The sequence below is a fragment of the Pseudomonas sp. MWU13-2105 genome (assembly GCF_023242315.1).
In the GTDB taxonomy this organism is placed as follows: domain Bacteria; phylum Pseudomonadota; class Gammaproteobacteria; order Pseudomonadales; family Pseudomonadaceae; genus Aquipseudomonas.
In genome coordinates this window covers 1-22,537 of record NZ_JALLIY010000028.1, presented here as the reverse complement: position 1 = coordinate 22,537, position 22,537 = coordinate 1, and the positions used below count along the sequence as shown (strand labels likewise).

The 22,537-nt window shown below is 55.1% G+C and carries 23 protein-coding genes and 5 pseudogenes; 16 read left to right on the top strand and 12 right to left on the bottom strand.

The genetic code is table 11. From position 1 onward, the window contains the following. The first annotated feature begins 35 nt into the window (after positions 1-35). The 4 genes from M5B96_RS30240 to M5B96_RS30225 all read left to right on the top strand — a co-directional run bounded on the left by M5B96_RS30240 (position 36) and on the right by M5B96_RS30225 (position 2,885). Positions 36-1,226 (top strand): Fic family protein, encoded by a 1,191-nt coding sequence (locus M5B96_RS30240; RefSeq protein ID WP_248800614.1) that lies wholly within the window; start codon positions 36-38, stop codon positions 1,224-1,226. 139 nt (positions 1,227-1,365) lie between these two features. Continuing rightward, positions 1,366-1,572, top strand: coding sequence for a hypothetical protein (locus tag M5B96_RS30235; protein WP_248800612.1), 207 nt, complete (start codon positions 1,366-1,368; stop codon positions 1,570-1,572). Positions 1,573-1,790: 218 nt separating this feature from the next. Then, positions 1,791-1,970: a hypothetical protein gene (locus M5B96_RS30230; protein WP_248800610.1), complete on the top strand. Its 180-nt coding sequence runs from the start codon at positions 1,791-1,793 to the stop codon at positions 1,968-1,970. A gap of 207 nt (positions 1,971-2,177) precedes the next feature. After that, positions 2,178-2,885, top strand: a complete 708-nt coding sequence (locus tag M5B96_RS30225) for a hypothetical protein (RefSeq protein ID WP_248800608.1) — start codon at positions 2,178-2,180, stop codon at positions 2,883-2,885. A gap of 207 nt (positions 2,886-3,092) precedes the next feature. On the opposite strand, the gene M5B96_RS30220 is transcribed toward M5B96_RS30225, so the two are convergent. The 3 genes from M5B96_RS30220 to M5B96_RS30210 all read right to left on the bottom strand — a co-directional run bounded on the left by M5B96_RS30220 (position 3,093) and on the right by M5B96_RS30210 (position 4,371). Further along, a complete protein-coding gene (locus tag M5B96_RS30220) occupies positions 3,093-3,401 on the bottom strand; it encodes a hypothetical protein (RefSeq protein WP_248800606.1) in 309 nt (102 codons plus the stop codon). 111 nt (positions 3,402-3,512) lie between these two features. Continuing rightward, entirely contained in the window at positions 3,513-3,665 is a 153-nt protein-coding gene (locus M5B96_RS30215; protein WP_248800604.1) for a hypothetical protein, read from the bottom strand. A gap of 439 nt (positions 3,666-4,104) precedes the next feature. After that, a complete protein-coding gene (locus tag M5B96_RS30210) occupies positions 4,105-4,371 on the bottom strand; it encodes a hypothetical protein (RefSeq protein WP_248800602.1) in 267 nt (88 codons plus the stop codon). 496 nt (positions 4,372-4,867) lie between these two features. Here M5B96_RS30210 and M5B96_RS30205 point away from each other — a divergent pair, with 496 nt between their 5' ends. Next, a complete protein-coding gene (locus tag M5B96_RS30205; protein WP_248800601.1) occupies positions 4,868-5,032 on the top strand; it encodes a metallothionein in 165 nt (54 codons plus the stop codon). Positions 5,033-5,121: 89 nt separating this feature from the next. On the opposite strand, the gene M5B96_RS30200 is transcribed toward M5B96_RS30205, so the two are convergent. Together M5B96_RS30200 and M5B96_RS30195 are read right to left on the bottom strand one after the other, a co-directional pair. Then, on the bottom strand, positions 5,122-6,219 hold the full coding sequence (locus M5B96_RS30200; protein WP_248800600.1) for a hypothetical protein: 1,098 nt from the start codon (positions 6,217-6,219) through the stop codon (positions 5,122-5,124). 13 nt (positions 6,220-6,232) lie between these two features. After that, a complete protein-coding gene (locus M5B96_RS30195) occupies positions 6,233-6,472 on the bottom strand; it encodes a hypothetical protein (RefSeq protein WP_248800599.1) in 240 nt (79 codons plus the stop codon). Between the two features lie 155 nt (positions 6,473-6,627). On the opposite strand from M5B96_RS30195, the gene M5B96_RS30190 reads away from it, so the two are divergent. From M5B96_RS30190 to M5B96_RS30180, 3 genes are all read left to right on the top strand, one after another. Beyond that, positions 6,628-6,942, top strand: a complete 315-nt coding sequence (locus M5B96_RS30190) for a hypothetical protein (protein ID WP_248800598.1) — start codon at positions 6,628-6,630, stop codon at positions 6,940-6,942. 100 nt (positions 6,943-7,042) lie between these two features. Then, positions 7,043-7,567, top strand: coding sequence for a hypothetical protein (locus M5B96_RS30185; RefSeq protein ID WP_248800597.1), 525 nt, complete (start codon positions 7,043-7,045; stop codon positions 7,565-7,567). Positions 7,568-7,625: 58 nt separating this feature from the next. Then, positions 7,626-8,075: a hypothetical protein gene (locus tag M5B96_RS30180; RefSeq protein WP_248800596.1), complete on the top strand. Its 450-nt coding sequence runs from the start codon at positions 7,626-7,628 to the stop codon at positions 8,073-8,075. An 84-nt stretch (positions 8,076-8,159) separates the two neighbouring features. On the opposite strand, the gene M5B96_RS30175 is transcribed toward M5B96_RS30180, so the two are convergent. The 6 genes and pseudogenes from M5B96_RS30175 to M5B96_RS30150 form a co-directional block, all read right to left on the bottom strand. Then, positions 8,160-8,555: a hypothetical protein gene (locus M5B96_RS30175; RefSeq protein ID WP_248800595.1), complete on the bottom strand. Its 396-nt coding sequence runs from the start codon at positions 8,553-8,555 to the stop codon at positions 8,160-8,162. Positions 8,556-8,643: 88 nt separating this feature from the next. Then, complete coding sequence (locus tag M5B96_RS30170) at positions 8,644-8,967, bottom strand: low molecular weight protein tyrosine phosphatase family protein (RefSeq protein ID WP_248800593.1); 324 nt, start codon at positions 8,965-8,967, stop codon at positions 8,644-8,646. Between the two features lie 5 nt (positions 8,968-8,972). Next, positions 8,973-9,698 (bottom strand): retron system putative HNH endonuclease, encoded by a 726-nt coding sequence (locus M5B96_RS30165; protein WP_263859733.1) that lies wholly within the window; start codon positions 9,696-9,698, stop codon positions 8,973-8,975. Then, positions 9,695-11,071 (bottom strand): AAA family ATPase, encoded by a 1,377-nt coding sequence (locus M5B96_RS30160; RefSeq protein WP_318654864.1) that lies wholly within the window; start codon positions 11,069-11,071, stop codon positions 9,695-9,697. Before M5B96_RS30160 ends, M5B96_RS30165 begins: the two co-directional genes overlap by 4 nt. Before the next feature lie 336 nt (positions 11,072-11,407). Beyond that, positions 11,408-11,673, bottom strand: a pseudogene (locus tag M5B96_RS30155) (TraU family protein); the annotation flags it as partial. After that, positions 11,670-12,074: pseudogene (locus M5B96_RS30150) on the bottom strand (TIGR03757 family integrating conjugative element protein). The pseudogenes M5B96_RS30155 and M5B96_RS30150, both read right to left, overlap by 4 nt. Between M5B96_RS30150 and M5B96_RS32925 the strand changes: the two are divergent. The 4 genes and pseudogenes from M5B96_RS32925 to M5B96_RS30135 form a co-directional block, all read left to right on the top strand. Continuing rightward, a pseudogene (locus M5B96_RS32925) lies at positions 12,023-12,235 on the top strand (IS66 family transposase); the annotation flags it as partial. The pseudogenes M5B96_RS30150 and M5B96_RS32925 overlap by 52 nt on opposite strands. Before the next feature lie 441 nt (positions 12,236-12,676). Further along, positions 12,677-13,489, top strand: a pseudogene (gene ltrA / locus M5B96_RS30140) (group II intron reverse transcriptase/maturase). Continuing rightward, positions 13,419-13,820 (top strand): group II intron maturase-specific domain-containing protein, encoded by a 402-nt coding sequence (locus M5B96_RS32920; protein WP_412548668.1) that lies wholly within the window; start codon positions 13,419-13,421, stop codon positions 13,818-13,820. Before ltrA ends, M5B96_RS32920 begins: the two are co-directional and overlap by 71 nt. An 82-nt stretch (positions 13,821-13,902) precedes the next feature. Continuing rightward, positions 13,903-14,118 (top strand): annotated as a pseudogene (locus M5B96_RS30135) (transposase domain-containing protein); the annotation flags it as partial. Positions 14,119-14,146: 28 nt separating this feature from the next. On the opposite strand, the gene M5B96_RS30130 reads toward M5B96_RS30135, so the two are convergent. After that, positions 14,147-14,614: a hypothetical protein gene (locus tag M5B96_RS30130; protein WP_177104820.1), complete on the bottom strand. Its 468-nt coding sequence runs from the start codon at positions 14,612-14,614 to the stop codon at positions 14,147-14,149. Positions 14,615-15,479: 865 nt separating this feature from the next. On the opposite strand from M5B96_RS30130, the gene M5B96_RS30125 reads away from it, so the two are divergent. From M5B96_RS30125 to M5B96_RS30110, 4 genes are all read left to right on the top strand, one after another. Further along, the gene (locus M5B96_RS30125; protein ID WP_248800590.1) at positions 15,480-17,657 is read left to right on the top strand and encodes a type I secretion system permease/ATPase; all 2,178 of its coding nucleotides are present in this window, start codon (positions 15,480-15,482) and stop codon (positions 17,655-17,657) included. Continuing rightward, entirely contained in the window at positions 17,644-19,065 is a 1,422-nt protein-coding gene (locus M5B96_RS30120) for an HlyD family type I secretion periplasmic adaptor subunit (protein ID WP_248800588.1), read from the top strand. Before M5B96_RS30125 ends, M5B96_RS30120 begins: the two co-directional genes overlap by 14 nt. A gap of 158 nt (positions 19,066-19,223) precedes the next feature. Then, on the top strand, positions 19,224-19,850 hold the full coding sequence (locus M5B96_RS30115; RefSeq protein WP_248800586.1) for a hypothetical protein: 627 nt from the start codon (positions 19,224-19,226) through the stop codon (positions 19,848-19,850). Positions 19,851-19,945: 95 nt separating this feature from the next. Next, the coding region (locus M5B96_RS30110) for a beta strand repeat-containing protein (protein ID WP_248800584.1) at positions 19,946-22,537 on the top strand (2,592 nt) is incomplete at its 3' end.

Below are 22,537 nucleotides of genomic sequence, written 5' to 3'. Positions count from 1 at the left end.
TTTATAAGGCGTAGCGTAAGGTAGGTAAACGGCAAATGTCATTCACACCGTATATTCCCCAGGACAAGGCTTCCGAAGAGCTTCAGGACCAGATCGTCAGGGTCATGCGCCTCGATGCGGAACTCCACGGCAAGATCCCGCGCCCGCTGCGAGTGCCAATGACCAATCTACTGCGCGTGGTGAACTCGTACTACAGCAACAAGATCGAGGGTAACTCCACGGTACCGGCTGACATTCTGCGCGCCGAACAGGTTGCAGACGCGCCCCAGGAGGTCAAAGCCAGCGAGGACTTCTTGGAGATCAAGCGCCACATTGAAGCGCAGCGCCGCCTTACCGACGACCCGATCAACCCGGTCGATGTCTGCACTCGGGACACCATCTCGCGCCTGCATCGCGAGTTCTACGTCGGTGTGCCAGAGGGGATGCTGGATATCCAAATTAACGAACAAGGCGACGTTGTCCGTATGGTTCCCGGTGTATTCCGCGAGTACGGTGTCAAGGTTGGTCAACATATCGCCCCGACTGCTGAGCAGATGCAGGCCTACCTTGGCCAATTCGAGCGCGTTTACCGACTGGATCGGATTCACGGGCTGTCGTGTTTCCTAGCAGCCGCTGCAGCGCACCACCGGCTGATGTGGATCCACCCCTTCATGGACGGAAACGGCCGCACCGGGCGTCTGTTCACTGACCAGTACCTAAAGGCCGCCGGTTTTGGCGGCTATGGCCTGTGGTCGATGAGCCGTGGCTTCGCCCGAAACACCGCCGTGTATTACGACATGCTCAAAGCAGCCGACCACCCTCGGAAAGGCGACCAGGACGGTCGCGGCATCTTGTCGGATAGCGGTCTGATGCGCTGGACCCGGTACTTCACCGAGACTGCGCTGGACCAGGTTCAGTACTTCAGCACGCAGCTTGATCCGGAGAAGCTGGGCGAACGGATCGATGTGTACTTCGAGATGCGCAGTCGTGGCGCGCTTTCAGACGGCAAGGGCAATGCACTGCCAGAGCTCCGGATCGAGGCCAGAGACGTTTACAAAACCTTGCTCCATATGGGCGACCAGCCACGTGCCGAGCTGCAGGCCAGCCTTGGCGTTGGGGAGCGCACCACCCGGGGTTTGTTGAGCCAGATGGCAAAAGAGGGTTTGATCATCCTCGACGGACGCAAGCCGGTATCCCTGAACCTTTCGCGGCACTCAATCGAGTTCCTGTTTCCCTACCTTTGGTAGGGGGGCTGGAACACCTTCGGAATGATAGGAAAATCCAGCTCCACCACCTGCCTCGCTCTTGCGGGGCTTCGGCGGTAAAAGGGACGCCATTTTCGCGTCCGCGAAAATCAATACAAAGGAGCAGCACAGAAAAACCGCCATGCTTAAGGCTGCCCTGATAGATCAGGCAAACAAGGAGTTGAGGGAGCATCCGTGCTACCTGGAAGGTATGCAAATTGAAGATGCTCGAATGGAGAAGCACTTCCTGGTCATGTACTCAAATGCTGTACTGATGTCGGGTGTTGATTTGAATGCCCTGAACGATTTCTCAACAGCGTTTGGCAACAAATACACCCTGATCGGTTAACGGAAAATGACCCTGATGAAAATATTGCTTCGCCGGTGGTTCGGCAATCTCTCATTGACCTGTTGAGATATAGGGAATACTGCCATATGAAAACTATGACAGTTGCCGGCGAACGTCTTCGGATGAAAAGCCTGGATGTGCATCTCGTCCATACCACAAGGGCCTTGGGTCGACACAGGAAAGATCATGCACACCCTGAATAAGTAGGAAAAGTAGCGATGAGTGAGAGCAGTACGGCAATAAGAGCAGAGTTGCTCCGTGGTACGTCGATTGTACTGGCTGTATTTGGCCTGAATGGGATTGCGATGGCGCAGAACTTGCAGCCAGCGACGTTGCAGGCCCACTCGGTCATTTGTATGCACGAAACTGATATCTATGCGTTGCAGAATTTTTTTTAACTCGGCGATAACGAATCGATTATGCAATACATGGCGCCGGGGAAATGTGCCTTGACTAAAATAGATCAGGAAGTACAGGTGGTCAGCTATATTCCTGGGCGATCTTGGGCGATCATTCGCTCCAACTCAGGTAATGATGTTTACACATTTTCGCAACGAGTCGTCATGAAGCTTCAGTAGCTCGCAGAGAGGCAAAGGAGTAGTCCGATGAGGCGTTTTTCATCATGGAGTACCGAGAAAAGGGTACTCGCTTCCCGATTCGCTACCGGCAGTACGGAAAAATTTATTTTCAAGCAAGGGATCGCTGCGGTAGGGCTTATCAGCGCCTCATTGGCCTACGCCGATGACTTCGCAACTGGAGAGGTTTGGGGGCTCATCTGGGACAACGTAGGTTGTATGCCTACGCCAAACGGAGTGCAAGGTGGTACCTGGAATGAGAGGTTCGTCGCCCTGTCTCGTGAGCAGGTATTTGAAGGCAACGGTTTGAAGCTCACAGCGTCGTTCACGAACGGCAGGACGCTCACCCAGTATTGGTTCCGCAATAAGAGCACCTGCGAAAATGCGAAGCAAAGCGGGACCAGAACAGGCGTTGTCAGTCATGCCATGCAGAACGACCACGATAGTGAAAAATCGTCACTCGCACCCGCGATTACGAACGAGCACAAGCGGATTTGGTACGCTCAGGATCTTAACCATCGTCACTGTATTGCCAGTCTCTCACCCGCAGATCAAATTCGCGATGAGCAGCATGCAGGCCATCACGTTGAAACAAAAGATTTGCCAGGCAGAGCTGTCGAAGTGGACTCGTATGCTCAAGACGGGGACCATTACACGGCATGGACCTTCTATCGAGATGGTGAAGCCTGCATCAACAGTCTTCCTGGCTCGCAGAGTATCCGAAGTGACTATGAGTAGTAGGAAAAATATCAAGGACTGCCGCTAGTTACCGAACTCTGAAGCTTGGGTGTTCAACCTCGGCTCCAATTGCACACCACCGAGCACTGTACGCACCACGCCCATTGCCACCACCAACCTCTTGATGGCGCTGGTGGTGGAGCGAAGAGGGGCAGATGAATCGCTTTTTGTCTCACCCAAGATGGCAGGTTTGAGAGAGTCACGTTTTTAACTTAGCCGGTACTCTTCTGGATCAAGTCGGCCTCGTGCGGCCCAGTAATCTCGCAGCAAGCCGAACTCGGTGAGGAGAGGGCTGGCATCGGGGTAAAAGTCGTTCTGGTGGTCCATTTCCGCGAGCTCATTGACGAGCTCATCTACGGAATACCAAAGCTCCTCGTCCAGGTAGTCATATGGGTCTGTGTCGAGGGGGTCCATGGTGATAGGGAATTTTTCGTACAACGTTGTGTGAACGTTTGCTTGCGCGGCTAAAAGGCCGATTTTGATAATCAACGGCAAGCGGTGTGGGTTACACGGCATGACGAATCTCCAATGAGGAGGGGCACCCAGCCCCCGCTGGGGACGTTATGCCCCCAGAGTGGGAATGAGCGTGACCCCGCAGGGTCAGCTCATAGGTTTCAAAAAGCCTGATCAGGCTTTAAAGGTTTCGTGCTCACCTTTTTCTTCCCTCCAGTGGATCAGGGTGCTGCTGAGCGCATTCACGCAGAGAAGAATCAGTACTCCATCACCGAGAAACATCCCGGCGATCAGCAAATACAGGTTCACGGCAAACATGATTTTCATATCGAGTCCTTTCTTCAGTGAATGGCACTCGACGGTGCCGTTCGGTTGTTGTCAGTCAGAACGGTGCGCAGGCGCCTGTGACGACGCCTGGGGTCAATCAAGCCGTTCGACGAAGTCGTCGTGAGGGTGCTGAACATCGACGCCGGGATCGGCAGAGGAGGAGTGTGGATTTGCCTTCCCTGTGGCTAATCAGGAGCTCGGTACCGTGTGCGTGGCGAGCTGGGTCGAAGGTCAGGCCACCCATTGGGAGGGCGCTGATGATCCGCGGGCACGCGTTGGGGGGAGTCAGCATTGGTGCCGACGGTGTGCAGGTCGAGGGGTTGATCCTCGTGAAATCGGGTGTCGCTCATGGTGCTTCTCCAGAAAAAAGGACCGCGGAGAAACACTTCGCCCGACGGGGAAGGATTCCCCGCGTGGGTGGGTGGAGCGAGAGGTGTGGTTAGAGCACCAGGTACTTCATGGCTGCCAATTGAAGGCCAACAAAGGCGGACAGCATGACGCCGATGCGGGCGGTGAGTTTTGTCTCCAGATGAGAGCAGGTGGTTTTCACCTCAGCGATCAGCTCAGTACGAAGCGTGGTGATATCCGCTTTAGTGGCCAGTACAGATTGCATATCGCTCTCCAGTGCTTCAATCACTGCGGTAGCTTTGAGTTCCGGGACGTTGATCGCGACCAACGCCTGGTACAGAGCCAGTTCTATTTTCATTAAGCCTCCAGGTTTTAGAGAGAGGCCTGCCCCTTACGGGGTGGCCCGTATGGGGAAAATCATGCTTGCGTCGACAATGTCGACCGATCGCGCGACCGCAAGCGAAGCGATCTTGGGTTGGATCAATGCGCTCAATGAGACGCACCGTAGCCTCGCAGATCCAGGCGACATGGGTATGTGGCTGACAACGTCAGCGAGACACGGCCACAGCATGGGAAATGCGTGCGTGGGTTGTCAAAACTCAACTGCAACAAGCCTTTTCTGTCTGGGAAACACTACGAAGAAGGGGCTTGTACGCTCACGTCGTTATTGAGCTGTAGCACCTCCCGACTGATGGACTAGGCTTGTTACTGCTGAGCCTGGCGATGACTCCGAGACAATGACAAAAGAGCATCGCGAGGGTGCAAGTGGAGGCCGACGATGGATCGCGTCAGTCAGCTGTTCATGCGCGTTGCACCACAACGCTTGGCGACCATCCGACAACCGGAGTCCGATCATGAATGAACAAACCTGTGCCTGTCCGCACTGCACTTGCAAGATTGGCGAGCATGCGGTCGTGCGTCATGGCAAGCACTACTGCTGCCAGGCGTGCGCCGAACATCACCCGAATGGCGAACCTTGCACGGCTTCCAAATGCCACTGCGCGGATAAGCCCAAGTAGGGCTTGTATCTCTGCTATCTGCATTGATTGTTGAGCTCAATGACTACGTGCTTTTGCCTGTTTGGGAAGGACGAGCAGAAGAGGGGTCGCTACAGATCGGGCTCGACGGTCAGCATCGGTACGGCCCTGAGGGAGTGGTCGGGTTTGGCAGAGCTGCGCATACGCATGTGAAAGGTGTCCGCAAAGTCCTTCGCGATGGAGACCGGTTGCATGCGGCTCTGGTCGTGAGAGCAGTAGAGGCAAAACGCTGTGTTGGGTGGACTCACCAGATGGCAGGTGGAGCATTCGGTGCCATGCCCATACTCGGCAGAAATCTTCACCGTCGTGCCAACGATTTGAGCTTCACGTAGTTCGCGCTCCCCAGTGACGTTGTGCGGCCGTGGTTTCGATGACTGCTCAAGAGCCACTGCTTTCTGGTTCGCCCAATGCGCTTCCCGTTCCTTGGCTCGCACGGCGGCTAGCCTCTTTTGTTCCGCCCGTTGAGCGTCAGCCACAGCCTGCAGGTGCGCCTGTTCTTTGGCCCAGCGAGCTTCGGCTACGTGAGCCTGGGCCTGAAGTATTTCGCGTGTCCGCGCCTCCATTTGCTGGCCGCGGGCTGATCGTATCCAACGACGATTGTCGAGGTCGCTCAGTACGGCGCGTTCAAAAGCCACTGGGTCATTGATCTGCTCCAGAGTGAGCTCGCCGAGATCAATTTCAAGAGAGGAGTGCTCAAGGGCTTTCAGGCGTTGGTAACGCTCGTATTCAGCGCGAGCTGACATCTTGAATCGCACCAGCAATTGCCTTTCCCCGATGTGAAGCACGGCATGGGCGATGACCTCGTCGAAGGCGACAAAGCGCTCCACACGTTCTGCAATGATGCTCGAGGGGCCAAATCCGATCTCTTGGGCCAACGGAAGCCCAGACAATGTATTGACCGACACGGTGCCTTGGAACCCGGGCAGCAGTAATGAGTGAGGTGGGACCAACAGGGCAACGGCAGCCCTCCGAACGCCTTCCTTGTGGCCCCACAGGCAGTCTTCCCATTGAACATGGCGGAAGTAGGGGGAGACGATTTTTCCCTGATTGGCCGCATTTAAGGGCCTGTGGCAAGCGGGACAAACACAGCCACAGGCCAGTCCGTTTTCTACTTCGAAGGCGCGGTACATCACGCCGTCTCGCTCTCCGAAGGGGATGGTGTTGCCCATGCTCAATGCATCCTCAATCGTCCCAGCCCAGTTCTTTGTAGGTCATTGTGTCTTGTTCGGGGAAGTCCGTCTGGTAATCCCCCCAGTCCATGTACGAATAATAACGGGTCATCGCTTCGAAATAACTTTCAGCTTCAACTTGCCACACAAGCGTCGCGTCTGCATGAAGCAATGCACGCGCGCCGTCTCCATGGGCACCAGCTAAGCAGAAGGTCTGACACCCATCTGGTTCCAGCCAAAGCTCATGATTCATGTTCCGCCCTCGTGTTCTGAATAGTATTTTGGGGCTCACCACGTTGGCCCATGTTTGGCCATGCCTGGCGATCTCTAGATTGAGCCTCGAAGCTGCGCAGTGGTGAGTGGTCACCGTATCATGAGGTGGCGCGAGCAACTGAGCAGCAGGCCAATATGAATCTTATGGAACTGAACATTTCGGAGTCCAGTGACTGGTATCTGTTTGAGCGTATCGCTCAGACACTTGAGCAGGGGCTAAATGGCACTTGGGCACGAAAGCTCGATGGGCTCGACCAGCGTTACTGGGATCTGCTCGTCGATGACCAGATCATCACACTTCACCTTGAGCACTACCTGGGTATCAGCCTGCTCGTTTCTTGCGATGATCAAAATCCATCAGCGAATCTTGGTGCAAGGGCCTATAGCCTGCTGGACGCTGATATTGCTGATAAATTTCGTCAGGATTGGACGCTGGGTATCAGCGGTTAGCAGGGGGTGGCTCTGGCTCCAGAGTCCTGTCTCGGACGCAGACAAGGCCTTGAGCTCGCCGATAACATCACTTGTTGCAGTCTGATCATTAGGAGTAGGCATGGCTATGGACGCAGCGGCGATTGCAGCATTTCACGTCTTGCCAGAGAGTCAGTTGGACGAAGACGCGTTTGATCGCTTTCCGGTTTGGTCAGAGCATTACGATTTCGACGAAATCGATGACATTGTAGGTTGGGGATTGGATCGCGAGCAGGTGCTTGGGTTATTCGATGCGAACTCACCCGGGAATGAGCATTGCGTTTACACCCTTCTGGAGTCCAACCCATTCCCGCCGCGGATGCGCATTTTCATACGCGCTACGATTCGGGCCGCCGACGGGAGAATTCTGAAAGGGTTCGTGATGAACGAGGACGCCTTCTGCCTCGAGATTTTCCATGGTGGTGAGCGCTTCATCTTCAGTCGGCATTCCATGCTGGAGAGCGAGGGCCAAAAGCAAGAACGAGACCTCCTGACAGCACTCGGGTCAGGTGCCCGAGTCTTTCCGGTCTGGTACGACACTGAGTTTGACGATGCCGACGGTGCAGTGATTGCTGGCGCATTCATGTATGGAACGAAAGAGGCTTAGCACGTAGCCAGAGAGCAGTAGGTGAGTTTCTGGTGTGGAGCAACGACAGGGGGAACGCATGAAAATAGGAAAGCCTAAGCGAATTCTCGACCCCTATGAGTGGTTGCCTGGCTATGGGGAGTCACGGGTTTCGTTTCGATCTGTTGGGGCAGACGTCGTGCTGGAGATTGAGTATGACGGTGCTGATGACGGTACTGATGGGGCGGAAGACATACCTTCCTTGAAGCGAGAGCTCAGATTCAAGGGCGCCCGAAGCTTTATGAAGACACCTTTCCCAGGGGAGACAATGTTTGAGCTGTCCGGTAAGCCGGATGCATTGAGCCTGGGCGATTTGACGGAGTTTGAAGAGTCAGAATTCTTGGTGCGTACGACTGAGGCATGGCGCTCGGTATCGGGCCATACGCCGCCTCTACTGAGGCATTTCCGCATTCTTTTTTTGTCGGAAAATTTAGCCTTCAATGTGTTGGCAGAAGACGTCATTTTATCCGAGGCGCTTTCTGTCGACTGAGTGGATGCCCAAAAAGCCACGAGCCAGCTCATGGGAGCTCCACCGGTCAAGTCCGGGCGAAAAGAGTCGAAGCGATGGTGCGGGTCAGCTCCGGTCATTTTTATGCTCAAGCAAGATTCGCTCAATCATTGGCCTCGTGTATTTCTCTGCGGGGCAAACATCGATCGGGTCGCCGGACCGTTTGAACTCGCCGGCATCGAAAGCCAGGTAGATGGAAAGGGCGGGCTCAGGTGTTTCGCCATCGACGGCCAGTTGAACCACAGCGCCTTCCAGGCCATTCATGGCCTGACTGCAGAAGTCGAAGTCGAGGGTCATTGCGTTAAAACCGTTCGCCACCGCCAGCGCAAGCTCGTTCACAAGCTGACGAGGGGCGATCCCGAGCCGTGTTCCAATGGGCTCGATATCGTTGATACTCAGCCCGGTTTCAGCCGCTTCAAGCATTAATCGGCGAAGCTCCGCCTTGCTCTCACTCGTGGTCATTGCGATTCTCCCTCTTAGACACGGTTACCCAAATTGACCTGCGGGCCGCCTGCCGAGGATTGTCGTAGCCAGTTCAGCCAACCGATCATCAGGCGGGTAGAAATCGGCGCACTCGGGTTTGCAATAGATCGATCAGCTCGGGCGCCATGTAGTCAAAGTCATCCGGGATGTCGAGGCATATCACACGTTTTCTGGCCAGTTCAGCGGGGAATCGGACCGTGAGCTTCCTGCGATGGACGGGCTCCATGACGAAGATCAGATCGGCCCACGCCAGGAGCTCAGCATCCACAAGGACATCCGCGTCATTGCCAACCCCGGCCGATGCCGTTTCCACACCCGGCCAGGAAGCAAACACGTGCTCGGCGGTCGGACTTCGGAGCCGATTTTTACCGCAGACAAACAGTACATTCATCCCGGTCATCGTAAGTCAGGAGCGTCCTGCTCAAGGACCTGCTCGGCGATGCGTCCGAAAAGCTTGCGCGTGATGCTGAAGAATGGGCTCAGGTCGTTTCCGACAGGTATGAGGTCAATGCCCGCCAGACAATGCAGGTCCATGTCGTGCTCAAGGTGTTCCTCGATAAGCGTTTCCAGCTCTTCCCACCAGCGCTGACGTAGATCTTGAAGATAAGGGCTGTTCAGGTTGAGTAGGCCGATGGTGTAGCGAGCACGGTCCTCATCCAGCGGTGACAATCCGTCAGCCGGCACCACACGACCATCGGACAGGTAGGCGAAGAAGCGCGAGCAATCTGCCTGATGACACGACACAAAACGGGTTAAATCGACACCGTTTGACTTGCCGAGCGCGTGGCCACCGAATACTTCAGTACCTTGCGTCTTGAGTAACGGCAAATCGTTTTGGCTATCCAAGGCGCTGGCCGCCAAGTTGCTGTAGTCGAAGGTACGCTGGGGGTGCTGGCTTTTGTTCTCGACGTGTTCGATGTGGAAACCTAATCCCACCCGATCCGGGCGAATTTCGCTGTAGCAACACAACCCATACTGCTCAAACAACAGGGCGTCCAGAACCGGCTTTTTGTATTGGAATCTACTCCACCGGCTGGAGGCTGAATCGTGGGTTGTTGGCGGATTAGTGTGTGCATGGGACAACTGAAAGGGAGCCTCTGCACGCTTACGAATCACCCTCATCCGTTCAATGCCTTTTGCCGTCTGATGCTGCGTTGCAGGCGCTGAAGCTGAGGGTGCTGTTCACCCAGCTCCTCGGTCAGCTTGTTCAGCAATGCAATTGTCGGCCCCTCATCATAACGGCCTTTGTCCACCCACTCGGTGAGTTGCAGCAGGTCCTGCTTTTCATCCACCGGTGGTTGCGGATCGACTTGCATCACGCTGCGGAGCACGCTGTTGCTCGGCTCGCCGTAGGTCATGGCAAGTGGCTGGGACGCCATGAACTGGCCTTCGGTGTCCTTGCTGATGACCCGGATGTTTTCACGCCGGACTGTGCTAAGGACTTGCGGGCTATGCGTCGTGACGATGAACTGCATGGCGGGAAAAGCTGCTCGCAATGACCCGATGATTGTCTGCTGCCAGTGGGGATGCAGAAACATGTCGACTTCGTCGATCAAGGCGATGCCTGGGGTTTCCTGCGGTGCGCGCTCCCCGAGATGGGGGTTGAGTTTGCAGGCACGAAAGGCCAGATCGGCAACCATGGAGATGGTGTTGCGCAACCCATCGCTGAGCATGTCTACAGGTAACACCCCTTGCTCAGGGTGGTGCATGACCAGTTGCTGTTGATGGCTGGCGCTGTACTCCAGGCTATGCCAGCCGGTGGAGGCTTTGAGCAACTGATCAATGGCGCCCTTGATGGCGGCGATGATCTGTTCAAAACGCTGCCCGGTGTCGGACAACTGGGTATTGCGCTCCAACCCAATCAACTGGGCTTCACGGTAGCTGCGATATATCCAGCTGTACCAGGCGGTGAAAGTCTTGAAACTGGACGAGTAAGCCAGGCAGTTCAGGTACCCGGATGTTCTGGAGTATTCGCTTTTGTCGAGTGTCGTTTGAGCGGCTGCTGAAGTGAAGCGCCCCTCGTACCAGAGTCGGGAGGTTCCCAGGTAGGTCACCATCGGCAGTGTCGCCGGCGCGTCGCTGCGCACCTGCTCTTGCAGCCTTTTGCCGTGCGCGTTTAGGGCCTTGACCCCAGCGTCACCCAGGGTGTTGGTGGACTTTTTCAAGCTGATGCGCTGCTGTAGCCAGTGTTCCTGATGAGCACTGTCCGACCAAGCTCCCCAGGCTTCGATCGAGCAAGGGACCTGAGACTCCATGTTGCCACTGCTGAACTGCGCGAGTCGCACATCCTCAATCTGGATCGTGGCTGAGTTACCGGCTTGGCTGCCCACGTCGAACGCTTTGATGAAAGGCCATAGCGCAACCCGAGCCGCATCCAGAATGGTGGTTTTACCGCCACCATTAGAGGCAATCAATATGGTCAGATGCGGATCGAAGTCGATCTCGAACGCTCCAAAGCAGCGATAGTTCTGCAGGCGCAGCTTGTCGAGCCTCACAGTATTTTCTCCGGTTTTATTACCTGGCCCAGCATACGGGGGCACCTTTGTGTCGCAGTTGGAACAGCATACTAAATACAAACCACAAAAATGCCAGGCAAAGTGAGCACCTGACCTGATTGATCACACTGCCGGAGCCGCTGAAACTACGAGGCGCTGCGAAGGTGAGGGGCTCGACAGGGCTGTGAGGAGGATCAACCAGGGAGCGGCTGAAGAAGGGTGAAACACTGACATCCGAGTCATGAGGGGGAATTCCGTTTCGTAAAGGACGATGCAAAGACGGGAAAAACGTTACTGAGGGCCGATGCTGCCGAGGAAGGTCTGTTCCTCTCGCTTGGGATTCTCGCCCGTTGAGGGATAGCTGGAGACCACAGCATCGGGCACGTAATGCCGAACCTTGGACGACGTATTCACGTCGCAGCCGAAGGTGGTGCACCGAAGCCAATAGCAGACCCCCACGACCTGGTAGTTATGCAGTCCGGGGATGACACAGATGGGACGATGGTGGCCTTGTCCAGGGCAAGGCTCAGGGGCGAATAGGGAAGGGCCAGGAGAGCCGGTACCCACAATTTCACACGCCGACGCGGCGTACAAAGGCTCATGGCCGATCCCTCCTGAACTGCTCGATCTTCGCGAGCGCTTGCTCAAGGTTTGGATCGCCGTAGACGACGTAGCGCTGGTCCACGATAACGGCTGGCATCTTGGTGACGCCCAGGCTCCAGGCATCCACTACGTCCTGGTGAGCCCGAGCAATATCGGCAGCAGCTTCGGCGGTGAGGCTTTCCCGAAAGAGAGCCTACGCTTGGGCAGGGTCGTCCGGCAGCAAACTGGAAAGTGAAGCCTCCAACTGATCAAGGCGATCCAGATGGACCAGACGAACGTCCGCCGTCACCTCAACAGGATGGGCTGAGTCCGTGATGACCCAGGTACTGGCGAAGCAGGTGGGGGCAATGGCCAACAGGGCAAACAAACCGAGCGACCGGAAAGAGGGCGATAGCGTCATGGCAAAGGTCCAGGGTAAGGGGCCGGCGAACACACCTTCCGAACTCCAGCATGAAGTGGGCAGCGCTGTCACGCTACCTCGATGACGGGGCCGTACCCATTGATAATAATTGGGCAGAGAATCAGATCCGACCATGGGCTCTTGGCCGCAAGAACTGGCTCTGTGTGTCACGAAGGAGGCGTCATGGCGACGACATGAAAACGGCGGCATGACACTCCATGTTCCAAGATGGATGGAGGTAGGCCCTCCGGTCAGGGCGTGCAGGCGCACTGATCAAACGACCCGATGCTGCGAACATGTTCAGCATGTTGGTGGTGAGCGATTCGGGAAAAGGCAGAGAAACTACTGTCACGTAAGGCTCAGGTAGTTGAACGAAAGTGAACTGACTGATGAAGCGACGAAATCTCCACTGGTGTCAAAACGGGCTTGTATAGCCGGGCCCCGAGAAGTGCAGAGGACACCTGTCTACCGACTGCACGGCACCCGTTGTTAAGGCAGCAAGAACCTGAGCCAGGCCATTTTGGGGAACGTGAGAACCTATTCTCTGCACGTATCGTGGGGATAGGGACGGACTCACCCGTAGTAGTGATGAAAGACCTGTAATGGGGCTGGAGCGAAGGGGTGGGGATCACTTTCGTTGTGCGGGACACAACTCAAACGAGGATGACGTTTTAGTGCAGCGAAAAGCATTCGAGATACCGAAGTCGCTGGTGTGGATGGCGTACCAGGATGTACGCCGCAATCGTGGCGCGCCGGGCTGTGATGGTCAGACGCTCACGGACTTTGATCGGCAGCGCGATTATAACCTCTACCGCATCTGGAACCGGTTGTGCTCAGGGTCGTATTTCCCGCCACCTGTACGGGAAAAGCGCATTCCGAAAGACAACGGCAAGGAGCGCATCCTTGGCATCCCAACGGTCTCTGATCGGGTAGCTCAAGGCGCGGTGAAAAGATATGTGGAGGCTGTGATCGATCCGATTTTCCATCCTGACTCGTATGGGTACAGACCCGGAAGATCGGCCCACGATGCTTTGCGTCAATGTTCCATTCGGTGCCGTCGTAAGAACTGGGTACTGGAAGTGGATATCAGCGCGTTCTTCGACCACGTTGGGCACGACCTGATCATCAAGGCTCTGGAACATCACCAGATGCCGAAATGGGTGATCTTGTACTGTCGACGCTGGCTGCAAGCGCCGATGCAGAGTGAGACGGGATTGCTTCAGGAACGGGGGTGAGGGACACCTCAAGGAGGTGTGATCTCGCCCTTGTTAGCCAATTTATTCCTGCATTATGCCTTTGATCGTTGGATGGACAGGACGCATCGCGGCGTGCCGTTTGAACGGTATGCCGACGATATTGTTATTCACTGCACAAGTGCGAACCCTGAAGAACTCCAAAGGCGAACTCTTTCGTAAGTGCATGCCGGGAGCGTCGATGAAGGCGATGCGCAGGATGGTAGACACGATCAAACACTGGCGCATCCATCGATCCACGACTGATGACCTGAGGGATTTTTCTCGCAGGTACAATGCTGTGATTCGAGGATGGATCGAATACTACGGTAAATTCTGGTACAGAAACTTCAGCTATCGATTGTGGAGCGCGTTGCAATCGCGCCTGCTCAAATGGATGAAGAGCAAGTACCGAATCTCTATACGTCAAGCGGAGCATCGGCTGCGTCTTGTTCGAAGAGAGAATCCGGAGCTGTTCGCGCATTGGTATTTACTACGTGCATCGAATGTGTGATCAAGAGCCGTATGACGGGAGACTGTCACGTACGGTTCTGTGAGCAGCCGAGGGGTGAAACTCCCTTCGGCTGACTCGACTTGCTGGGTCGCTGCGCAGCGGCAAGCGGGCAGCAGCGATCATGAGCTTGATCCAGTCAGCGCGCATAAATGGGCATGATCCGTATGCTTATCTCAAGGATGTGCTGACGCGGTTGCCGACGCAACGAGCCAGTGAGATCGAGCTGCTGCTGCCGCATAAGTGGATGAAGACGGATTGGCTGGACGCTTGCGGTCTAGGGAATGGCCTGAGGCGATGAACAAGCGACGGCGACCACCTTATCGGCATCATCCTGGGCAGTTCAACTGTTCAGGGTGAAGCTCAATGGAAAAGAGTGTGCTGTTCCTGGCCAGGTAGTAATGCTCCTGGTGAAACTTGAACCTGCGCATCATCGCCAGCAACTGCGGTTCCTTGCAGGCCAGTTGTTCCAGATCACGGCGTATTCTCGCCTCCATGCTGGCCTTGCGTTCCTCGGAGAGGCTGCTCGCTGCTAAGTCGATCCTGTAGCGGTAGAAGATCGTGTCACCGTACGTCAAACCGACGTACTCAAGGGTGGTAATTGCATCCAGTTTCTTTGGCAGGGTCGCGTCCAACTGGGCGAGGCGCTCGACCAGCAGCGCCTGTTGGGCCACCTTCTCCTGCTCAGCCTTGAGCGCGAAATAGCGTCCAATCCCGGCAATCAGTATCACCGCAGCGATACCCAGATAGAAATTACGTGGGTTGCGCCGCTTCTTCGGCGCCAGCTTCATCAACATCTTGAATGACTCGTCCTGAGCATGAAAAAGCTCCTAGCGAAACTAGGAGCTACGAGTGAAAACGGCATAGCCTGACACAATACCCCCGGGGGAGCACTCGGCTAATCCGGGGAGGTTGTCAGGGCGAGCACTGCGTGAGCTGTCTGCCCAGGCCTGAACTGACTTCGACGCGCCGCGGCTGCGAATCGAGAAGCCAGGAAAAATCTCTAGCCAACCTTCAACTGCCTAGTATGTTGCAGTTCAGCGCTCAGGGTGGTCACTGGCCCACTATCGCCCTCAATGCTGGAGTTCGAAAGGTGAATTGGCCGGACGCTTACCAAATGAGAGCGTATCGCTATAACAGTCTGGCGGTTGCTGAACAAAGGCTGAACAGAGTTGAAGTTGCCGGGTTTGGACTGCATCGGAATTAATGTTTTTTCTCATCTGTAGCGCATGTTTATGTGTGTGCTGGGCGAGTGATGGTATCCAAGATGTACCGTTGGCGTTACCCGGCCGAGCAACAGCGATTTAAGCCGATGAGCCTTTATCGGCGTGTTGTACTGAGCCTGCGAGCGTTATTTCTGGCGCGCGTTGTTATTAGTATATTTCACGATTGGTACAAATAAGTGGCGCCGGATCCTGGAGCGGAACCGTCCACCCAGTCAGCTTTTTGGGTTGAAAATTACCGCTTTTGGGGCTGCGATGATCGGTGCTAGCCTCTGATGGCTCTTTGATATTTTTAGCGCTGAGCATCGAACTCTGAACAGGTGGTCAGTCGCGATTTTGCGGCGGCGCTATTTGAATAGGGAACGCCAGTCAAGGTTGGTTCGTAGCGCTTCCAAAGACGCGCCACGTGCTTTCATTTGTTGTTAAGCCGTGAGTTGACATGCCTGACCGTAACGCAAGGAGCAGCGTTTCGCCTGAAGCGCTAGAACCCACAGGAAGTGAAGACAGTGGCATTGCCTCACTCGTCGTCATCGCCCAACTTTCGGGTGTCGCCGTCAGCGCCGAACGGCTCAGGCATCTGTCAGGACTGTCCCGGCCTATCGATGCCCTGACGCTGGTGCGTCTGGCGCGGCAGGTCACGCTCAAGGCCCGTTCCACCACCAGCCAGATCAGTCGTCTAGCCCAGACACCACTCCCAGCTATCGTCGAGCTTCGCGATGGACGTTTTCTGGTCCTGGCCAAGTGCGCGAACGACAACGTCCTGCTACATGACGAAGTGCAACAGCGTACTTTTCAAATCACCTTGGCCGAATTCGACCAAGTCTGGTCCGGTCGTTTAATTCTGGTGACTTCGCGTGCCGTTCTCGCCCAAGGCGGCGGCAAGTTTGATATGTCATGGTTTATTCCTTCGATTGTCAAATACCGCAAGCAGTTTATGGAAGTGCTGGCCGGTTCGTTCTTTCTGCAATTATTTGGTCTGGTTTCGCCCTTATTCATGCAGGTCGTGATTGATAAAGTGCTGGTGCACAAATCAATGTCGACCTTGGACGTGCTGGCGTTCGGCCTGATTACCATTTCGGTGTTCGAGGCCTTGCTGGGTGGGCTGCGTACCTACGTGTTCAGTCACACCACCAACCGGGTCGATGTCGAACTGGGCGCGCGGCTGTTCAATCACCTGCTGGGTTTGCCGCTGGCGTATTTCCAGGCACGGCGAGTGGGCGACAGTGTGGCTCGGGTCCGTGAGCTGGAGAATATCCGCAACTTCCTCACCGGCAACGCGTTGACCGTGGCGATGGATATGTTCTTCACCCTGGTGTTCTTCGCGGTGATGTTGACCTATTCGCCCTTGTTGACCTTGATCGTCTTTATCTCGCTGCCGTGCTACATCGCCTTGTCGGTCCTCGTCACGCCGGTGCTCAAAGCCCGGCTCGATGAAAAATTCCGCCGTAGCTCGGAAAATCAATCGTTCCTGGTGGAGTCCGTGACCGGTATCGAAACCATCAAGTCGATGGCGGTCGAACCCTTGATGCAGCGGCGCTGGGAGGAGCAGTTGGCGGCTTATGTTTCCAGCGCCTTCAAGGCCTCCAATCTTTCCAGTTCGGCCAATCAGGTGGCCTCCCTGATCAGCAAGCTCACCACGGCCGCCTTGCTGTGGTTCGGCGCCCGGTTGGTGATTGGTGGCGACCTCTCGGTCGGTGAGCTGATTGCCTTCAATATGCTGTCCGGGCGCGTCAGTGGCCCGGTCCTGCGCCTGGCCCAACTATGGCAGGATTTCCAGCAGGTGCGGTTATCAATGGCTCGTCTGGGCGACATTCTCGATAACCGAGCCGAATCCGGCGTCTCCGCCGGGCAAGCCTCAATGCCACCGGTCAAGGGTGAAGTAGTGTTTGACCGGGTGGTGTTTCGCTACCGCGCCGACGGTCCCGAGATCCTGCGTGGGCTCTCGTTGACGGCCGAAGCGGGTAGCGTCATCGGCATTGTTGGCCCTTCCGGATCAGGCAAAAGTACCCTGACCAAATTGATCCAGCGTCTCTACTCGCCCGAGCGCGGAAGGGTGCTTATCGACGGCATGGACTTGTCGGTGCTCGATCCCGCGTCACTGCGCCGCCAAATCGGCGTGGTCCTGCAAGAGAACATGCTGTTCAAAGGTACGGTACGCGACAACATCGCCTTTGCTTCACCCGGCATGCACTTCGACCAGGTGGTTGAAGCTGCGGAGCTGGCCGGTGCCCATGAGTTCATCTTGGAACTGCCACAAGGTTACGACACGGAACTGGGCGAGCGCGGCAATGGTTTGTCTGGCGGTCAGCGGCAACGCATCGCCATTGCCCGGGCCCTGGTAACTAATCCGAAAATTCTGATCTTCGACGAGGCCACTTCGGCGCTGGATGCAGAGTCGGAGTCCATCATCCACGGCAACATGCACAAAATCTGCAAGGACCGCACGGTGTTCATCATTGCCCACCGCTTGTCCGCGGTCAGAATCGCCCAGCGGATTATCACGGTCGAGAAGGGCACCATCGTCGAGGAAGGCAGCCACGACGAACTGCTGCAGCAGGACGGGCGTTATGCCTCTCTGTGGCGTCATCAGACGGGGCATCTACATGTCGCTGCTTGATCGCTGGTTCCCCCGACTGCGGCATTACCGCGACATTGCCCGCGCCGCACTCGACGCTGAAAAAGCCCAGGGCAACCCGCTGCTACGGCAACGCGACGAGGTCGAGTTCTTGCCGGCGGCGCTGGAGGTGCTGGAAACACCTGCGTCCCCGGTGGGGCGCGGTTTGATGTGGGCATTGATGCTGTTGTTCGCGATTGCCCTGGTCTGGTCGACCATCGGCAAACTCGACGTGGTCGCGGTGGCCGAGGGCAAGGTCGTCCCCAACGGCAAGAGCAAAACCATCCAGCCGCTGGAAGCGGGCATCGTCAAGGCGATCCTGGTGGACAACGGTCAGCATGTGACTCAAGGCCAGGCCTTGATCGAGCTGGACCCGACCGAGGCCACGGCGGATGTCAGCAAGTCGAGGACAGCGCGGGTCGACGCGATGCTGACGATCAACCGTGCCCAAGCCTTGCTGGACGCACAAAGCGCCAATCGAGCACCGACTGTTCAAGCGGTCCCGGATGCCACGGAGGATCGCCAGCGCGATACCCAACGCTTTGCCGAAAGCGCCTTCTACGAACAGCGCAGCAAAGTCACCAGCTTGCGTTCGGAGTTGCAAAAGCGCGTGCAGGAATTGCAAACCACCCAGCACAAGATCAGCAGCCTGCAGCAAACCTTGCCGATGACCCGCGCCGAAGAGGAGGACTACCAGACCTTGCTTCAGCAGAGCTATGTACCGCGCCATGCCTACCTGGAAAAGGTGCAGGCGCGCATCCAGCAGGAACAGGAACTGGCCGGGCAACAGAGTTACGCCAAGGAATTGCAAGCCACGATTCAGGAACAGCGCGACGATATCGACACCGCTATCGCGCAATTTCGTCGTGAACAGCTCGATGCGCTCAACCAGGCGCAGCAGCAACTGGCCCAGGATCGGGGCGATGAAACCAAGTCCCAGCAGCGGCAATGGCAAACCCATTTGACCGCTCCGGTGGGCGGCACCGTGCAGGAGCTGGCGGTGCATACGATTGGTGGTGTGGTCACTCCGGCGCAGGCCTTGTTGGTGATTGTGCCGGACGATGCGGGGCTGGAAATTGAAGCGCAGATTCTCAACCGGGATATCGGCTTTGTTCGCCCGGGGCAGGAGGCTGAAATCAAGCTGGATGCCTTTCCGTATACCCACTACGGCACGATCCCGGGCAAGGTCATGTCGATTTCGCAGGATGCGGTGAAGGATGACAAGTTGGGGTTGGTTTATCCGGCAAGGATTCAGCTCGGTGCGCATGTGATTGTGGCGGATGGCAAGGATGTTCAGTTGGAGCCGGGGATGTCGAGTTCGGTGGAGATCAAGACTGAGCAGAGAAGGATTATTGAGTATTTGTTGACGCCGTTGTTGAAGTATCAGAGTGAGGCGTTGAGGGAGCGGTGAAATGATATGGCAAATTAAAATATTTAATTGCGCAGTAAGGATCGTTCGTAGAAGCTATCCGTGGCGCTGTTTTTTTTGTATTGATGTTTTTCGTTGTTTGGTGGATTTTTGGTGCGCGATAATTTAATTTTTTTATTGGTTAATGATGAGTGGGTGTCATGAGTAACAATGAGAAGAAAATGTCTTGGCTTTCTGCGTTCGATATGATGTTGAATGGGACGGCTTTAGGGCTTGGGAAGAATCACTGGGCAAAATCATTATGGCTGAAGTTTGCGATAGTGTTTATGGTTGCAGGGCCCATGTTTGAATATATTGGTGCTCAAGATTACTCGGGCGATATGCCGCCAGAAGTTCCGATGATTAAAACGACAGGTGCGTTCATACGCTACGTCGGGTATGCCGGCGTTAAAAAAGTGTCATACATCCAGTTTAACGCTGATAATGGTGTGACGTATCGTACTCAGAATGCTGTCGCCCCTGCGGAGCTTGATGATCTAGGGGGGTTAAAGTCACCCATTAAAGTATATGCTGAAGGGTTTCTTCTTAAAAATGGAGAAGGGTCGTTTTATCCCCTTAGGTTAACCACTCTCGATGGGGTTGATTTAGCGTCGCCGGATAAGCTGATGAAGTCGCTTTTAATAGGTAGAAACCCATTTCACATAAAAAAAATAGTAGGGCTTTTTTTTATAGCTCTAATTTTATGGGGTGGGTCGTTTTTTTATGCTAATCAATTAAGGCGTTTTGATTCAAAGAGGCGTGGCGAGATCCGAAGCTCCAAAGATTGATTCGGCTGAAAATTTGCTGTTGGCCAATTTTTTTGCTGGGCCTGCATGGAACTCGAATATTGTCAATTGAAAATTTGTAGAGTGTGCGGATCCAGGTGATTTTTGATCTCTTATGTTTTTCAGCTAAGAGATTTTTATTAAATGGAGGGTTGGCTATGTCTCAAACAACAGCGCTTAATAGTCTTGGAACACTTGTTGTCAGTCAGCTGCTTGGTCAGATCGCATCAGGTGCAGATGCTGCCAACGCAATAGGAACTGCAGCTCAATCAATCGTATCCGACATTGCTAAAGCCGCCAATAATATAATGGCAGGAGCGGACTTGGCGAGTATTGCAGCTAGTAGTGTGGCAATATTTAAACAGTACTCAGCGTTGGCTGGTAACCTTGCTGTTGCGGCTGGAAGTGTTGGGGTTTTTGCGAATGTGGCTGCGATATTGGATAAGGCAATAACCGAAGGTCCTGCAAAAATTGATACAAACTCCATCGTTGGCACGGTTGCAGGAATAGTGTCGACAGTGGCAGCTGCTGGCGTTATTGGAGGCGCAGTGCTGGCTGCTCCGGAAGTTACTGCCCTGGGTATTTTAGCCATAGGTTTGACTATTTCTGCTCAAACTAATTTGGGTACGTTAGGTAGTAACGCAGCTTGGCTGGAAAATACGTTTAGTACCATGGCCGATGCCATAAAGCCCTACTATGATAGTCTTTCGACAGACGCCCAGGCAGCCTTTCAGGGGGCGCTGACGAACACCGTCCAAAGCACTTTAAATGGCGGAATGTTAGTCCCGGAAATCGACTCTGATGGCCTAATATCAGGCTATTCGATGCAGGTTCCAATCTCGGTGGTACAACAAGATGATGGTAGTACTGTCAGCTATTTTAATGGAGGTGTTGGTGTTGTGACGCCCGCCCCAGGAGATAATTCTACCGGTCCAGTTTGGACAATCCCTCAGCCCGGCTCTGATACGCCAGCAACTATTTACACTGATGGTAATGGGGGCTATAAATATAGCAGTACTGATTCAGATCAAAACAACATTCTTCTGGAAAAGAGTGGTGATGATTCTGGATCAGCTCAAAATGAAGAGATGGTTCAAACCTCGCCGAACGGTGACGTTAATGCTAATATCGGTGGCACTGGTGCTGTCGCTGATCTGAGCAATGCCACGGTCACTCTTGCACCCGATGCCCAGGCAAATGTCACGGGCACGGGAAATACCTTCGCGATCGATAGTGGCGCAAGTCTGGTGTCCCAGGCACCTGACGGCGCTTCGGGCTCTCAACAAGGCAATCAATTTACCTTGTCGAGCGGCGCTATTCTCATTGACTACGAAGGCAACAGCACTGTCGCGGACATCATCACGCAAGCGTTCGGCTCTACAGGTGCGAATGTAACGTTGAGCGGCGGCATCGCCACCACAGAACTCAGTGGCGCCACCATTACTACCCAAAATGGCACCACCCTGACGGTTGTGGGTGATAACAATTGCGTGGATGGCAACTGTACTGTTGCGATTGATGGCGACGGTAATCAATTCACGTTGCATGCAGGTGATATCGCCAGCATCAATGGTAACGACAATACAGCAAATGCCGTAGGCGACGGTGCGCAGCTGAGTGTGGCCGGAGCGAACAATAGCGTTGATGCCACCGATGGCATCATTACTTTGGACAACGGTACAAGTACGACGCTGACTGGTGATGACAATCAGCTCTCGGTGGGAAGTGATGTGGCCGCTACCATTGCGGGTACTGACAACACCGGCACCCTTACTGGTTCAGGTAGCACAATCACGGCCGGTGATGATTTTACGTTGAGTATGGCTAGCGGCAGCAACAACGACAGTATCTCCGTCGGGATCAGCGGCATTGTCAACATCGCCACTGGAGATCAAGGTGAGGTGGTCAACCTCGCGAGCGGCATTATCAATCTGGGCTCGGATGTCGGTGTGACGAGCGATGGGGTTGGCGGTAATACGATCAATGCTGGCGCAGGCGATAGACTGACAGCGAGCAACGACACGATCAGCTTTTCGGGTGGTGGAGATTCCATCAGTGGGGCAGGCGACGCGATTTCGGCCAGTGGTGACACACTTAATATCTCAAACTACAACGGCGCCAGTGATGTCATCACCGGTGACAACAATACGGTTACCTCTAGCTGGAGTGATGTCACGCTCGACGGTGCAAACGAGTCGCTAACCGGTACCTACGACGTGTTGGCGTTGAGCGGATTGGGTGAGCGCGTTTCCGGCGATAACAATTCGATCAGTTTTGGAGCCGGTACCACGGCGTCTGTGACCAGCTATGGTGACTCGATCAACTTGGGCGCAGGTTCCAGCCTGACGAGCAACGGGGAAGGCAACAACACCATTTTCGCCACCTCGGACGATGCCCTGGTCTTGGGCAGCACCTGGGGCACAGCGTCTCCTTACATGGACACCCTGCACGTCAGTGATGACCAAAACATTACTCTGGGTAGCGGCTCGGCGTACAATTTGATCGGCAGCGGCAACGCACTCAATGCGGGAGAAGGAGACCTCTTGATCGCAAGCAACGACGCGATCAGTTTCGCCGGCAGCAGTGGCTCGGTCAGTGGTTCGGGCGACATGATCTTGGCCAGTAACGCCACGCTCAGCATCTCGAACTACAACGCTCCTAGCGATGTCGTCACAGGCGACAACAACGCA

Excerpts from the sequence above, each read along its gene's own strand:
- M5B96_RS30240 (WP_248800614.1), top strand. The coding sequence starts at position 36 with ATGTCATTCACACCGTATATTCCCCAGGACAAGGCTTCCGAAGAGCTT.
- M5B96_RS30235 (WP_248800612.1), top strand. The coding sequence starts at position 1,366 with ATGCTTAAGGCTGCCCTGATAGATCAGGCAAACAAGGAGTTGAGGGAG.
- M5B96_RS30230 (WP_248800610.1), top strand. The coding sequence starts at position 1,791 with ATGAGTGAGAGCAGTACGGCAATAAGAGCAGAGTTGCTCCGTGGTACG.
- M5B96_RS30225 (WP_248800608.1), top strand. The coding sequence starts at position 2,178 with ATGAGGCGTTTTTCATCATGGAGTACCGAGAAAAGGGTACTCGCTTCC.
- M5B96_RS30220 (WP_248800606.1), bottom strand. The coding sequence starts at position 3,401 with ATGCCGTGTAACCCACACCGCTTGCCGTTGATTATCAAAATCGGCCTT.
- M5B96_RS30215 (WP_248800604.1), bottom strand. The coding sequence starts at position 3,665 with ATGAAAATCATGTTTGCCGTGAACCTGTATTTGCTGATCGCCGGGATG.
- M5B96_RS30210 (WP_248800602.1), bottom strand. The coding sequence starts at position 4,371 with ATGAAAATAGAACTGGCTCTGTACCAGGCGTTGGTCGCGATCAACGTC.
- M5B96_RS30205 (WP_248800601.1), top strand. The coding sequence starts at position 4,868 with ATGAATGAACAAACCTGTGCCTGTCCGCACTGCACTTGCAAGATTGGC.
- M5B96_RS30200 (WP_248800600.1), bottom strand. The coding sequence starts at position 6,219 with ATGGGCAACACCATCCCCTTCGGAGAGCGAGACGGCGTGATGTACCGC.
- M5B96_RS30195 (WP_248800599.1), bottom strand. The coding sequence starts at position 6,472 with ATGAATCATGAGCTTTGGCTGGAACCAGATGGGTGTCAGACCTTCTGC.
- M5B96_RS30190 (WP_248800598.1), top strand. The coding sequence starts at position 6,628 with ATGAATCTTATGGAACTGAACATTTCGGAGTCCAGTGACTGGTATCTG.
- M5B96_RS30185 (WP_248800597.1), top strand. The coding sequence starts at position 7,043 with ATGGCTATGGACGCAGCGGCGATTGCAGCATTTCACGTCTTGCCAGAG.
- M5B96_RS30180 (WP_248800596.1), top strand. The coding sequence starts at position 7,626 with ATGAAAATAGGAAAGCCTAAGCGAATTCTCGACCCCTATGAGTGGTTG.
- M5B96_RS30175 (WP_248800595.1), bottom strand. The coding sequence starts at position 8,555 with ATGACCACGAGTGAGAGCAAGGCGGAGCTTCGCCGATTAATGCTTGAA.
- M5B96_RS30170 (WP_248800593.1), bottom strand. The coding sequence starts at position 8,967 with ATGAATGTACTGTTTGTCTGCGGTAAAAATCGGCTCCGAAGTCCGACC.
- M5B96_RS30165 (WP_263859733.1), bottom strand. The coding sequence starts at position 9,698 with ATGAGGGTGATTCGTAAGCGTGCAGAGGCTCCCTTTCAGTTGTCCCAT.
- M5B96_RS32920 (WP_412548668.1), top strand. The coding sequence starts at position 13,419 with ATGCCGACGATATTGTTATTCACTGCACAAGTGCGAACCCTGAAGAAC.
- M5B96_RS30130 (WP_177104820.1), bottom strand. The coding sequence starts at position 14,614 with ATGTTGATGAAGCTGGCGCCGAAGAAGCGGCGCAACCCACGTAATTTC.
- M5B96_RS30125 (WP_248800590.1), top strand. The coding sequence starts at position 15,480 with ATGCCTGACCGTAACGCAAGGAGCAGCGTTTCGCCTGAAGCGCTAGAA.
- M5B96_RS30120 (WP_248800588.1), top strand. The coding sequence starts at position 17,644 with ATGTCGCTGCTTGATCGCTGGTTCCCCCGACTGCGGCATTACCGCGAC.
- M5B96_RS30115 (WP_248800586.1), top strand. The coding sequence starts at position 19,224 with ATGAGTAACAATGAGAAGAAAATGTCTTGGCTTTCTGCGTTCGATATG.